This is a genomic window from Achromobacter sp. NPDC008082 (genome assembly GCF_042957345.1).
GTDB classification, from domain to species: Bacteria; Pseudomonadota; Gammaproteobacteria; order Burkholderiales; family Burkholderiaceae_B; genus Achromobacter; species Achromobacter kerstersii_A.
This window is the reverse complement of record NZ_JBIBIB010000002.1, coordinates 1,129,726-1,142,436: the sequence shown is the minus strand read 5'-3', so window position 1 is coordinate 1,142,436 and position 12,711 is coordinate 1,129,726. Positions and strand designations below refer to the sequence as shown.

General features: G+C 63.9%; 11 protein-coding genes. 5 read left to right on the top strand and 6 right to left on the bottom strand.

Going from position 1 to position 12,711, the window contains the following annotated elements; genetic code table 11:
* Positions 1-340: 340 nt before the first annotated feature.
* Together rng and ACFZAI_RS12220 are read left to right on the top strand one after the other, a co-directional pair.
* Positions 341-1,804 carry a ribonuclease G gene (gene rng / locus ACFZAI_RS12225; protein WP_391567117.1) on the top strand — a complete coding sequence of 488 codons (1,464 nt, stop codon included), beginning with the start codon at positions 341-343 and terminating at the stop codon, positions 1,802-1,804.
* A gap of 216 nt (positions 1,805-2,020) precedes the next feature.
* On the top strand, positions 2,021-2,722 hold the full coding sequence (locus ACFZAI_RS12220) for a DUF3053 domain-containing protein (protein WP_391567088.1): 702 nt from the start codon (positions 2,021-2,023) through the stop codon (positions 2,720-2,722).
* Positions 2,723-2,856: 134 nt separating this feature from the next.
* Here the strand turns inward: ACFZAI_RS12220 and ACFZAI_RS12215 are convergent, their stop codons facing one another.
* From ACFZAI_RS12215 to msbA, 4 genes are all read right to left on the bottom strand, one after another.
* Entirely contained in the window at positions 2,857-4,323 is a 1,467-nt protein-coding gene (locus ACFZAI_RS12215; RefSeq protein ID WP_391567087.1) for a diguanylate cyclase, read from the bottom strand.
* Between the two features lie 216 nt (positions 4,324-4,539).
* A complete protein-coding gene (locus ACFZAI_RS12210; protein ID WP_391567086.1) occupies positions 4,540-4,797 on the bottom strand; it encodes a hypothetical protein in 258 nt (85 codons plus the stop codon).
* Between the two features lie 95 nt (positions 4,798-4,892).
* Entirely contained in the window at positions 4,893-6,701 is a 1,809-nt protein-coding gene (locus ACFZAI_RS12205; protein ID WP_391567085.1) for a monovalent cation:proton antiporter-2 (CPA2) family protein, read from the bottom strand.
* A gap of 190 nt (positions 6,702-6,891) precedes the next feature.
* Positions 6,892-8,667, bottom strand: coding sequence for a lipid A export permease/ATP-binding protein MsbA (gene msbA / locus ACFZAI_RS12200; protein ID WP_391567084.1), 1,776 nt, complete (start codon positions 8,665-8,667; stop codon positions 6,892-6,894).
* Positions 8,668-8,773: 106 nt separating this feature from the next.
* Between msbA and ACFZAI_RS12195 the strand changes: the two genes are divergently transcribed.
* Genes ACFZAI_RS12195 through ACFZAI_RS12185 form a run of 3 tightly spaced genes read left to right on the top strand, consistent with a single transcriptional unit; the run spans position 8,774 to position 10,804 of the window.
* Positions 8,774-9,745, top strand: coding sequence for a glycosyltransferase family 9 protein (locus tag ACFZAI_RS12195; protein ID WP_391567083.1), 972 nt, complete (start codon positions 8,774-8,776; stop codon positions 9,743-9,745).
* Positions 9,746-9,761: 16 nt separating this feature from the next.
* Positions 9,762-10,526, top strand: a complete 765-nt coding sequence (locus ACFZAI_RS12190; RefSeq protein ID WP_391567082.1) for a YdcF family protein — start codon at positions 9,762-9,764, stop codon at positions 10,524-10,526.
* A complete protein-coding gene (locus ACFZAI_RS12185) occupies positions 10,523-10,804 on the top strand; it encodes a YkgJ family cysteine cluster protein (protein ID WP_391567081.1) in 282 nt (93 codons plus the stop codon). The genes ACFZAI_RS12190 and ACFZAI_RS12185 overlap by 4 nt, the downstream gene beginning before the upstream one ends.
* 52 nt (positions 10,805-10,856) lie before the next feature.
* Here ACFZAI_RS12185 and ACFZAI_RS12180 read toward each other — a convergent pair whose 3' ends face one another.
* Together ACFZAI_RS12180 and ACFZAI_RS12175 are read right to left on the bottom strand one after the other, a co-directional pair.
* Complete coding sequence (locus ACFZAI_RS12180; protein ID WP_391567080.1) at positions 10,857-12,011, bottom strand: glycosyltransferase family 4 protein; 1,155 nt, start codon at positions 12,009-12,011, stop codon at positions 10,857-10,859.
* Positions 11,986-12,711 carry a polysaccharide deacetylase family protein gene (locus ACFZAI_RS12175; RefSeq protein WP_391567079.1) on the bottom strand — a complete coding sequence of 242 codons (726 nt, stop codon included), beginning with the start codon at positions 12,709-12,711 and terminating at the stop codon, positions 11,986-11,988. The genes ACFZAI_RS12180 and ACFZAI_RS12175 overlap by 26 nt, the downstream gene beginning before the upstream one ends.

Here is a 12,711-nt window from a genome sequence, read left to right as displayed (position 1 = left end):
TCTGGAGACCCCTGCTTGGCCTGTTGCGCTTGCCTTGTCTTCGCGGTTCAAACTGTCTGAACTGCGAAGGAGCGAGACTATAGCACAAGTTTTTGGCTTGTCTTCCGTGGCAAGCAAGAAAATTGTTCGAATCTCAAGACTCGGCGCGCGACGATGCCCGCGCTCTATATATAGAGCGCATGCCTTCGCTCGCATTCCTACCCTCTATCCATCGCTCGCATTCCAGCCCTCTATATAGATAGTTGCCTTGGCCCGCTTGCCTCCCGTTGGGGTACGTTTACTATTCGCCTGTACGCCGTACCTAATTGGAGACGAACACGCTATGCCCCCAGCCATCGCCCTGAGCGAAGATATCCTGATCAACGTTACCCCCTTCGAAACCCGCGTTGCGCTGGTGGAACAGGGGTCGGTACAGGAGCTGCATGTGGAACGCAGCATCCAGCGGGGCCATGTCGGCAATATCTATCTGGGACGGGTGGTGCGCGTGCTGCCGGGCATGCAGAGCGCCTTTATTGATATTGGATTGGAGCGCGCGGCGTTTATCCATATTGCTGACTTGCGGGAAAACCGCGGCGAGCGCACGCAGGGACTGACCCCCACCCCCATCGAAAAGCTGCTTTTCGAGGGACAGACCATCATGGTCCAGGTCGTGAAAGACCCGTTGGGCACCAAAGGCGCGCGTCTGTCGACCCAGATCAGCATTGCCGGGCGGATGCTGGTGTATCTGCCGCACGACCCCCACATCGGCATTTCCCAGAAAATCGACTCGGAATCCGAGCGCATCCAATTGCGTGAGCGGCTTCAAGCGCTGATGCCGGCCGAGGAGAAAGGCGGATTCATCGTGCGCACCCAGGCGGAAGGCGCCAACGATGAGGAGTTGGCCGCAGATCTGGAGTATCTGCGCAAGCTGTGGACCAGCGTTCAGGCGTCGGCGCGCACGCAGCCCGCCCCCGCCCTGCTTCACCAGGATCTGACGCTGGCCCAGCGCGTGCTGCGCGACATGGTGGGGCCAGGCACCGGGACGATTCTGGTGGACTCGCGCACGACCAGTGCGGCCATGCTGGAATGGGCGCGCGTCTATACGCCTTCTGTTGTTGGCCGTATCCAGCATTACAGCGGCGAACGGCCGTTATTTGATACGGCGAATGTGGACGACGAGATTGCGCGGGCGCTGTCGCGCCGCGTGGATCTGAAATCGGGCGGCTACCTGATCATTGACCAAACCGAAGCACTGACCACCGTCGACGTGAACACCGGCGGTTTCGTCGGCGGCCGCAATTTCGATGACACCATCTTCAAGACCAACCTGGAAGCGGCGCAAGCCATTGCCCGCCAGTTGCGGCTGCGCAATCTGGGCGGCATCGTCATCCTGGACTTCATCGACATGGAAGAACAGGAACACCGCGACACGGTGTTGGCCGAACTGAAGAAAGCGCTTTCTCGTGACCGGACGCGCATGACGGTCAATGGCTTCACGCAACTGGGCCTGGTGGAAATGACGCGTAAGCGCACGCGCGATTCGCTGGCGCATCAACTGTGCGAGCCCTGCCCCATGTGCGAATCGCGCGGCAATGTGCGCACGCCGCGCACCGTTTGCTACGAAATTCTGCGTGAGATTCTGCGCGAAGCCCGGCAGTTCAATCCCAAGGAATTCCGCATCCTGGCTTCGCAAGACGTGGTCGACCTGTTCCTGGAAGAAGAAAGCCAGCACTTGGCGATGCTGGGCGACTTCGTCGGCAAGCGCGTGTCGCTGGAAGTCGAGAGCACCTACTCGCAGGAAAAGTACGACATCATCCTCGTATAAGCCACGCACGAAAATGCCAACCGCTGCGCCGCGCGCAATAGCAGGTTGGCGCGTTCACTTCAACCCGATATGTTCGGATTGTGTGTCTTAACGATTCGATTGCAATGAAGTTTGAAACGAATGGCGGTGGCATCTCTTAGCCGATAAGCTCGCGGGCGCTTCGCAGGGGTCGATCCCTTCGAAGCGCTTTTTCTTATGCTTTCGGAGGTTAATGCAATGAAGTCCCTATTCCGTCCGTTTCTGGTGCTGGTTGCAGCGCTGCCGCTGTTGCTGGCTGCCTGCGGCGACAAGGAACCCGAGCAGCGGGCCGCGTTTACGCAGTTCCTGCAAACCCGCATCGTCGACAAGCCTGGCGTGCGCGTGCCCAAACTGACGGATGAGGAAAAGAAGTCCATCGGCGACTATGCCGCTCACTACGCAGTGATCACGGATTTCAACGCGGGGATGGAAAGCTCGGTCAAGCCGTTGACGGGAATCATGCAGAAAGGCGCCGTGCGTTCGTTGAACGACATCGTGACGCGGCGCGACGATCTCAAATCCGTGCAGACTTCGCTGAACGACATGGCTGCGGCATTGAAAGAGCAACAAGCCCGCGCAGATGCCGCGCGCGCGCAGCTCAAGCAGCCGGATGATCTGAAGGCCGTGTACGACAAGGCCTACGAGAAGACGGTCAGCCTGCCGGCGGACACGTTCCGCGATGTGCTGCCGCAAGTCAATGCGACGATCGACAGCAGCCTGAAGATTGCCGATTACGTAGATGCCCATCAATCGCAAATCGAAATCTCGGGCGCCATCGTCAAGGTGAAAGACCCGGCTGTGCAAGCCGAGCTGAACCAGTTGCTACAGGACTTGAACGCCCAAGCGAAAGACCTGCAACAGGCGCACACGCGCATGCAGGCGCTGATGCTGGGCCGTTAAAGCAACGACGGCTGCCCTAGCGCCGACAACGCCAATACCGCCAATACCGCTAGCGCTACTAGAACCGCTAGTGCCGCTAGTACCGCTAGCACCACCAGTACCGTCAGCCCGGTCAACCCCTTCCACCCCGGGGGTCATGCCGCCACAACGCGGTTGCGCCCCGCCGCCTTCGCCCGGTAAACCGCGGCATCGGCCGCCACAACTAGACTGGCTGCCGCATCGTCCGCCCCCGGCGTTGCGCAGGCGGCGCCGATGCTGACGGTGACGATGCCGCCCTCGCTGTCTTCATGCGGAACGCGCCATTGCGCAATGGCGCGCCGGATGGATTCGGCGATCGCCACGGCGCGCGGCAGTGTCGTGTGGGGCAGCAGCACCACGAACTCTTCGCCCCCATAGCGCGCCGCCAAATCCCGAGGCCGGCGCGCTTTGTTCTTCAGGACCTGCGCCAGCCGCTTCAACAGCTCATCGCCCGCTTGGTGGCCATAGCGGTCGTTGTAGCGTTTGAAGTGATCCGCATCCAGAAACAGCAGCGACAGCGGCTTGTTTTCGCGGCGGGCGGCCTGCCATTCGCGCTCTAGCGCGTCGTCAAAGGTGCGACGGTTGGCGATGCCCGTCAGGCCGTCGGTCTGCGCCTGCGCTTCGATCTGTTTTTCGTAGACGCCCCTGACGCGCATCTCGCGGCGGAACAGCACGATCTGCGCCATCACCGACAGAAACAGCGCCAGCGTGACCGGCACGATCAACACCGCGCGCCGCACCCAGGGCTCCATGACATCGTCCACCGCCAATGCCACGTTGATCACCAGCGGCGTGCCTTCGATGACATCGAACGTGTACAGGCGATTGATGCCGTCGGGCGACAGCACGCCCACGAACGTGCCCTCGCGCCCAAACACGAATTGCTGGAAATCCTTGGGCATGTCGATCTCGCGGTCGAAATCCGCCAGCGAATAGGGATTGCGCGCTAGCACGACGCCGTCACTGCGAAACACCGTGATGGAATCGCGTTCGCCTATCGAGAGTTCAGCGAAACGGTCGCGAAAATAGGCCAGACGCAATGACCCGACGACCACGCCCGCAAAGCTGCCATCGGAGTGGGAAATGCGGCGGCTGATGGCGATGCTGTCGTCGCCCGGCCGCAAAACGCTGTGATACGGGCGGCTGACATACATGCCGACGTCGTCGGCATTTCGGTGAACCGTAAAGAAATCGCGGTCGGCAAAGTTGGCGGACGGCCGCTGCACGGATGCCGAGTCATAGATGACATTGCCTTTTTCGTCGAGAACGCCGATGACGCCCAGGTATTGCACGCCAGATGCCCGGTCAAACAGCAATCGCTGTAGCGTTTCGCGCTTGACGCGTTCGATGCCGGGTTCGCGCAGGCGCTCGACCACGCCTTGCAGCGACAAGTCGTAGCTTCGCAAGCTGCGGCTGATATCCGCGGCGAGCACACCGGTCAGATTGCGGGCCGAGGTATAGGCGGACGCCCAGATGTCGCGCCGGTCGACCCACAACAGCGTCACCGCGGCGGCGCAGATGCCGATGGCCACCAAGCCGGCCAGCGCATACAGGACGCGGTTCACCACTTCTCGGTGCTTCAATACGGCGCTCCTTCACGATGACGATCAGGGTGTCGCGGTGGATATCCAGGCAATGCCCTGCCAGATAATGCCGCTGACGCGCGAGCGGATCAAGCGTCCTCAACATTCAGGGACGCAAGAAAACGTATCGGTGAAAGAGAGTGATGAACGGGCGTCCAGCGGCACAGCGCCAAACCGCCTGAACTCCGGGCGCGCGGCGCCCGGAGGTTTCCTTACTTACGACACCGCCGTGGCGGCGATGCGGAAGGGGAAAGCGCGAACACCTCGCGCCTTGTCCGTCTCGCGGTGCGCATTGATCGCCCAGGCGGAACCCGCTCCGCCTGTCAGCGACATCAGCTGGCGCATCGCGCCCGCTGAAAATCCGCACTGCAACGCCAAGGCCTGGCGTCGGGCAAGCTCAACACCTACAGCGTGCGGCGTCGTGAAACTCCGGTCCGATTGCAGCATGGCAGCCCCCTGGCTAATGCTCTTCATCAGTGAAGAGTCAGTGCGAACCAATCTACCGCAGTCTTTCTGACTTGCGCGTGAAATGATACGTAAAGTAATGCAATGCAGTGGAAATACAGCGTTCAGGCCAGGGGGTTGGCCGTCGCCTCGGCCGCGGCCTCGCGGTCTGGTTTGTCATTTTTGCCATCGGCGGGGCCCGTCATATTTCCGTAAAGCAGCGAACGCCCGGCGAACAGCCCGCCTGCCACTTCCAGGTCAAAACGTTCGGTGTCGCGGCGGCGCACGTCTTCGACCACTTCCGCGGCCTCGTCCGGCGGCACGCCGATGGCGCGCAGCGCCGCCTCGCCAAACACCAGCGCGGATTCCAGGGTTTCGCGTACCTGGTAATCCACCCCTTCCTTGGCCAAGGCCAGGGAGTGGATGCGGTCATAGGCGCGCACCACGACCCGGACCAGCGGAAATTCCGATTTGATCAGCTTGACCATGTGGGTCACGGCCTGCGGGTTGTCGATGCAGATCAGGATGGCGCAGGCGTTCTCGGCGCCGGCGGTGCGCAGCATGTCGATGCGGGTGCCGTCGCCATAATACACCTTGACCCCCCATTTGGCGGCGGCCCGGATGGCGTCCGTGTCGGTATCTAGAATGGACACCTTCAGGTCGCGAGCCAGCATGGCCTGGGTGACGATCTGGCCGAAACGGCCAAAACCGACGATCAGCGCGCAGCCGTCAAGATCGCGGGCCACGTCCACGCCTTCCATCGACGGAACCGGTTTGGGCAACACCCAGCGCAACGCCAGCACGCACAAGGGGGTGAGCGCCATGGAAATGATGACTACGGCGGTCAGGACCGCGCCCGTGTGCGCATCGAAAATACCCGCTGCGGCCGCCGCGCCGTACAGCACGAAAGCGAACTCGCCGCCCTGAGCCAACAGCGCCGCCCGCGTCACCGCTTCGGCGTGCGGCGCGCGCAGCAATCGCGCCACGGCATACACGCCCACGGATTTCACCAGCATGAAGACGATGACAGCCGCCAGAATGAGCGGCCATTCGCGCGCCACGGCGGACAAGTCCAGCGACATGCCGACGCCCAGGAAGAATAGGCCCAGCAAAATCCCCCGGAAGGGCTCGACTTCGGCTTCCAATTGGTGACGGAAGGTGGATTCGGACAGCAGCACCCCCGCCAGGAACGCGCCCATGGCCATGGACAAGCCACCCAGCTCCATCAGCAGTGCCGCCCCCAGCACGACGAGCAGCGCGGCGGCGGTCATGACCTCGCGCGCATGCGCCGCGGCCAATAAACGGAATAGCGGATTCAGCAGCCAGCGGCCCGCAGCCAGCAGCGCCAGAATGCAGCCGACGGCAATGGCGGATTGTGTCCAGGGGTCGCCGTGCTCGGTGGCGCCGGCTGGCGCCAGCAAGGCCACCAACGCCAGCAAGGGCACGATGGCCAGATCTTCCAGCAACAAAATGGAGACAATGCGCTGGCCCTGGGCGCTGGTGCTTTCGTCGCGCTCGCCCAGAATCTGCATGACGATGGCTGTGGACGACAGCACAAAGCCCATCGCCGCCATGAACGCCGCCGGGCCGGACAGGCCGGCCAACAAGCCCACTACCGTCAGCAGGCCGCCACACACCAGCACCTGGGCCACGCCCAGGCCGAAGATTTCGCCCCTGAGTTTCCAGAGCCGCGACGGCTGCATTTCCAGCCCGATGATGAACAGGAACATCACGACGCCCAACTCGGCGACGTGCAAGATGGACTTGGGATCGGAAAAGAAACCGATGCCGAACGGGCCAATGGCAAGACCCGCCGCCAGATAACCCAGCACGGAGCCCAGCCCAAGACGCTTGAATAGCGGGACGGCGATGACCGCCGCGCCCAGCAGGACGACGACGTTGACGAGTTGATTGCCTTCGGTAGGCAGAGCCATAAGGCGCTCCTGGTTTGCACGCAGGCCCAGGACGCTGAAAGCGCCGCAGGCGGGCTTGCCCCATTTTCCGGCAAACCGGGGGATTGGCAATCAGGAAATTGGCAATCCCCAGCAGCGGCGGGCCGGATGGGATGATAAAAAAAACCGCCGCGATCAGGACGCGGCGGTTGGGCAGTGGCGGGTTTCGCGATCAGTCGTCGCGGAATTGCATCTTGTAGAGCGAGGCATACAGGCCGTTGGCGGCCAGGAGCTCGGCGTGCGGGCCTTGTTCGACGATCTTGCCGGCGTCCAGCACGATGATGCGGTCGGCGTTCTGCACGGTGGACAGACGGTGGGCGATGACGAGCGTGGTTCGCCCCTTCATCAGCCGTTCCAGCGAGGCCTGGACCTGGCGTTCGGACTCGTTATCCAGCGCCGAGGTGGCTTCGTCGAGGATCAGGATGGGCGCGTTCTTGATCAGCGCGCGGGCAATCGCCAGGCGCTGGCGCTGGCCGCCCGACAGGCGGGCCGCATTTTCGCCGACTGGCGTGTTGATGCCCTGCGGCAGGCCTTCCACGAATTCCAGCAGGTTGGCCGCCGCCAGGGCGTCGCGCACCTTTTGCTCGCTGGACTTGCCCAACGCGCCGTAGCCGACGTTGGCGGCGATGGTGTCATCGAACAGCACGACGTCCTGGCTGACCAGAGACAGATGCGAACGCAGGCTGCGCAGCGTCAGTTCGTCAACGGGGGTGTCGTCCACCAGAATCGAACCGCTGTCAGGCAGCACGAAGCGCGGCAGCATATTGACCAGCGTGGTCTTGCCGCTGCCTGACCGGCCCACCAGGGCCACGGTCTGGCCGGGCTCAACGATGAAGGAGATGTCGTTGACGGTGTCGCGCTCGGCATCGGGGAAGCGATGCTTGACGTGGCGGAACTCAACCTTGCCGCGCACGGGTTCGGCCAGTTCCTTGGTGCCGGTGTCGTTTTCCGGCGTCTGGTCGATCAACGTGAACACGCTTTCGGCCGACACCAGCATCTTTTGCATGCGGGCGGCAACGTTCGTCAGGCGCTTGATGGGGTCAAAAATCTGCGCCAGCGCGGCCATGAACGAGGCAAAGCTGCCCACCGTCAGCGAACCGCTGTTGGCCTGGCTGAGCGCCACCGCGATGACGGCGCCAACGGAAATTGAAATGCAGACCTGCGTCAGCGGCGTCAGGGCGGCATCCGCCGTGGCGGTGCGCATGGCGAAGCGGCGCAGGCGGCGGCTGACGAAATCGAAACGGCCGCGCTCGACTTCATAACCATCAAACAGCTTGATGACGCGCTGGCCGTCGATGCCCTCGCCGACCACGCGGGTCAGCTCGGCGTTCATGTTGACGGTGTCGCGGTTGATGCGGCGCAGGCGCTTGATGAAGAAGCGCGAGATTAGGACCGACACGGGCAGCATGACCAGGATGATCAGCGTCAGCACCCACGACATGTAAAGCAGCACGCAGATCAGCGCGATCACGACCAGCGTTTCACGCACCAGCACCGTAATGACGTCGGTGGCGTAGCCCGTGACGTTGCCGGCGTCGATGGTGAAGCGGTTGAGCAGGCGGCCGGTGTCGCCGCGCTTGAAGTCGGCATCCGGCAGGCCCAGCAGGCGCTCGAACATGTCGCGGCGCATGCCCAGCAGCACATTGTTGGCCACCCAGGCCAGCAAATAATCGCTGAAGAAGTTGCAGATGCCGCGCAAGAGGATCAGGCCGACGACGGCCAGCGGCAAGGCCCAGACGTAATAAGGTTTGGCCCCGGAGAAGCCGCCGTCCAGCAAGGGCTTCATAATGACGGCCAGCACCGGCTGCGTGGCCGCTGCGCCCGCCATCAACAGGACGGCCAGCAACAAGCCCTTCCAGTAGGAACCCACGCGGCTGTAGATCCGGCTCCAGAGTTCAGCTTTGACGGGGTTGGAATCCGCGGGGGTGTTGCGTGCGGCAGAATTCAAAGGGAGCACTCGCTTTTATACAATTGTGCCCAGGATTGTACTGGCTACGCGCCAACGCGCTCTGCCGCCCCACCCCATTTCAGCCTAAATAGCCCCACGCCCACCCATGTCCGATATCAGTTGTTTATACGTCCGGTTGCCCAATTGGGTGGGCGACGTCTGCATGAGCCTGCCCAGCCTGCATGCGCTGCACGCCAGCGGCCTGCCGCTCGTGATCTGTGCGCGCCCCTGGGCTCGCGACCTGCTCGATGGCGTGGCCAAGCAGGACTTCATTGCCATGCGCGGCAAGGTCGGCCCCGACCGCGCTGCCGTCAGCGCCCATCGGCGCAGCCTGGGCGCCCAGGGCCGCCGCGCCCGGGGCCTGCTGCTGCCCGACTCGCTATCCAGCGCGCTGGTGTTCCGGCTGGCGGGCCTGCCGTCCGCGGGGTATCGGGACGATGGCCGCAGCTTTCTGCTGCGCTGGCCCGTGGCCAAACCCGATGATTCTCTGCATGCCGTGAAGTCCTGGTATTACCTGACCCGCGCCGCGCTCACCCGCTGGGGGCTGCCCGCCGGCCCCGCCCAGCCGGACCCGACGCTGGACCTGCCGTTGACGCCGGCGCACCAGCAGGCGGCCGACCAGGCGCTGGCGGCAGCCGGCCTGGAAGCGCATCGCTTCGTGCTGATTGCTCCCACCGCCACCGGACTGCACAAGGGCAAGATCAAGGTCTGGCCCGGATTCGATACACTGACGCGCGCCTTACAAGCGCACGGCCATACCGTGGTAATGTGCCCCCCTCCGGCCGAAACCGACGAGGCGCGGCGCAATGCCCCCACGGCGCAATTGCTGCCTCCCTTGTCGCTGGGCGCCTTTGCCGCATTGACGGCCCGGGCATCGCTGGTGATTTGTAACGATTCCGGCGTCTCGCACGTCGCCGCGGCGGCCTCCGCCCGGGAGCTCGCGCTGTTTGGCGTGACCCGCCCGGGACGAACCGGCCCGTGGTCGCCGCGTGCGGTTTGCGTCGGGTCGGAAGAAGCTTGGCCGTCCGTCGACGCAGTTCAACAGCAGGCGATGACCCTGCTGGGCGAGACGAAGTAATCAGGATAGTTTTCACATGCCCCTTTCCAGCTACCTTGCAAATCTGATCATTCCCTACAACTTGTGCGTGACGTTGGTCATCGTCGGTTTGGTGCTGGGCTGGTTCCGGCTACGCAAGACCGGCGGGGCAATCATTGCGGCCGGTTTGCTCTGGGCGCTGGCCTGGTCGCTGCCGGCCACCTCGCTGTGGCTGGGCGGCGCACTGGAAAGCCGCTATCCGCACCTGCCTCCTGCTGAATCTCCTACCGCCGACGCCATCGTCGTGCTGGGCGGCAACACCGCCAACGGACGCGCCAACTGGTTCCTGCCCTATGACAAGGACACGGCGGTGGTCCGCGTAGATACCGCCGCCCAGCTGTATCTGGCTGGCCGCGCGCCCAAGGTGCTGCTGTCGGGCGGCGCGCTGGAAGGCGATGTCAGCGAAGCGCGTGGCATGGCCCATGCCATCCGCCAGCAAGGCGTGCCAGAGTCGGCCCTGATCCTGGAAAATTCCAGCCGCACCACGTATGAAAACGCCGCCTTGACCGAGGACGCGCTCAAGTCGCGCGGCATCGACAAGGTATTGCTCGTGACCTCCGCGCTGCACATGCCGCGCGCCATGGCGGCTTTTTCGAAACAAGGCGTGGAGGCCATCGCCGCCCCCGCTCCCCCGCAGATCGTCGCGCCCGCGGATGGGTCGCTGTCGCTGTGGATGCCTGACCAGCGCACGTTTGACGCCAGCCGCTCCATCATCAAGGAATACGCCGGCCTGTTCGTTTACTGGCTGCGCGGATGGGTATGAGCCTGACGGCGGCCGCGCTGGAATGTCGGGCGGGATGCGGCGCCTGTTGCATCGCGCCGTCGATCACCCGGCCGATTCCGGGCATGCCGGAAGGCAAGCCCGCAGGCGTGCCCTGTATCCAGCTGCTGCCGGACATGCGCTGTGCGATCTTCGGCCAGCCTGACCGGCCGGATTTCTGCGGCGGGCTACAGCCGCAACACGAGATGTGCGGCTCGAACCGCGAACACGCCGTTTTGTGGTTAGGGGATCTGGAACGGGCGACGGCGCCGGGGCGCTGAAGCCGCGCGTTTCTGGGTCGCCCTTGCTTGGGCCAACTTCCTGCCGTCACCGTCACCCCTGCTTGCGCGCGTCCAGCACCTTTTCGTACAGCGCCTCGTACCGCGCAGCCACCGTTTCCCAGCTTTGATCCCGCGCGATCTCCAGGCCGCGCTCGGTCAACGCCGCCCGCAGCGCCGGTTCGGAGCCCAGCCGTTCCAACGCCTGCGCCAGTTGCGCGCCATCGCGCGGATCTTGCAGGATCAGCGCGTCCTTGCCCGCCGACAGGTACTGCGCAAAGCCGCAGTACGCCGGTGAACTGACCACGACCGGCAGCCCGTGCGACATCGCCTCCAGCGGCGCCATGCCGTAGCTGTCGTTCAGCGTGGGGTGCGCATAGATGTCCGCCGCGCTGAAATACTGGGCAACTTCAGGGGTGGGATCAACCAGCGTGACGCGGTGCGCGATACCGTTGGCGGCACGGACCCGATCCCGGGTCGGCGCATCGGCTCCCACGACCAGCAGCTTGTAATGCGACGGCAACTGCGCCAGCGCATCCAGCAAGGCGGGCAAGCCCTTGCGCAAGGGGTTGCGCGCCACCAGCAGGCAGCCGACCGTGCCGGCATCCCAACCCAGACGGGCGCGGGTTGCCTCGCGCCCCGCCGCCATATCCTCCGACGGCAGCTTGACTCCGGGCGCGATGATATCCACGGGCAATTCCTGGCCGTAGCTGCGGTGCAACTGGTCCATGATCAAGCCCGACACCGCCACCACGCGCCGGCTGGACGCACGGCGCACGCGCAGTTTTTCAAGCAGCAGATAGGTCGCTAGACGCGGGCTTAGCCAGGCGGTGACGCGCTTGAGCGGCTTGACGCGGGTGACGCGGTTGTAGCGAACCGGCGTCACATGCATGACCTGGATTTCTCCGGCCCAGCCGTTCATATGCGAGTGCACGATGTCGAAGCGGCCGCGCGTGAGGCGGTCGGCGCGCCAGGCGAAATACAGCACGCGCATCCAGCTGGGCAGCCAGCCCGGAAAGCGCACGGGCAGAAACGGAAACGGGAGGTCGCTGTCGAAATCGCGCGCGACGATGGACACATCGTGCCGCTGGCCCAATACCCGCATCAGCTCCACGCCATAAGCCTCGGCGCCTCCGAAGCGGTTGCCGAAGCGGTCGACCAACAGCGCGATGCGAAGCCGCCGCTCAGCGGCGCCGGCGGGTGTCTTCATACCGGGTGAGGCACTTCTGAAGGAAGCGGATGATGTTGGTGGAACGCGCCACCGTCACCCGAGGCAGCCCGAAGGGATCGTCGGATGCCGCAGCCAGGCCGCGCTGGGTCAGCGTGGCGTTGTCGTAGCCGGCCTCGCGCGCCATGGCGCGGTGTTCGGGGCCGTGATCGCCATAGGGATAGCAGAAGGCCGTCACGGGCGCGCCCAGCGCCTGTTCCAGCTCGTCCTTGGATTCGACAATCTGGCGCCGCGCCTCGTCGGGCGACATTTCGGGCAAGTGCACGTGGTCCAGCGTATGCGAGCCAACCTCGTTGCCGGCCTGGGCCCATTCGCGCATTTCGCCCACCGTCATCAGCGGCGAAAAAGGAATGCCTTTTTGCAAGTCCCAGACGTTGCCGCCGTCGAACTGGTGCGCCACGAAATAGTTGGTGGCGGTAAAACCAAGTTCGCTCAGCACGGGCATCGCGTTTTGGTGCACGTTGCGATAGCCATCGTCGAACGTAAGGCCGAACACCTTGCCCTGACGTTCGCCGCGCACATAAGGCATGACGTCGCGCATCGACAAGCCGCGATACCCCAAGCGGCGCATCCAGCGCATTTGACGCGCGAAGCTGTCGGGGTGCACGGTCAGCCCACGATACGGCGTGCCCTTCGGATTGGGCTCGCCGATCTGGTGGTACATGAGAATGGGGATAGACAT

What these genes read in the sequence shown, in the direction of transcription:
- ACFZAI_RS12220 (WP_391567088.1), top strand. Translation starts at nt 2,021, where the DNA reads ATGAAGTCCCTATTCCGTCCGTTTCTGGTGCTGGTTGCAGCGCTGCCG.
- ACFZAI_RS12210 (WP_391567086.1), bottom strand. Translation starts at nt 4,797, where the DNA reads ATGAAGAGCATTAGCCAGGGGGCTGCCATGCTGCAATCGGACCGGAGT.
- ACFZAI_RS12205 (WP_391567085.1), bottom strand. Translation starts at nt 6,701, where the DNA reads ATGGCTCTGCCTACCGAAGGCAATCAACTCGTCAACGTCGTCGTCCTG.
- ACFZAI_RS12195 (WP_391567083.1), top strand. Translation starts at nt 8,774, where the DNA reads ATGTCCGATATCAGTTGTTTATACGTCCGGTTGCCCAATTGGGTGGGC.
- ACFZAI_RS12190 (WP_391567082.1), top strand. Translation starts at nt 9,762, where the DNA reads ATGCCCCTTTCCAGCTACCTTGCAAATCTGATCATTCCCTACAACTTG.
- ACFZAI_RS12185 (WP_391567081.1), top strand. Translation starts at nt 10,523, where the DNA reads ATGAGCCTGACGGCGGCCGCGCTGGAATGTCGGGCGGGATGCGGCGCC.
- ACFZAI_RS12180 (WP_391567080.1), bottom strand. Translation starts at nt 12,011, where the DNA reads ATGAAGACACCCGCCGGCGCCGCTGAGCGGCGGCTTCGCATCGCGCTG.
- ACFZAI_RS12175 (WP_391567079.1), bottom strand. Translation starts at nt 12,711, where the DNA reads ATGTCTATCCCCATTCTCATGTACCACCAGATCGGCGAGCCCAATCCG.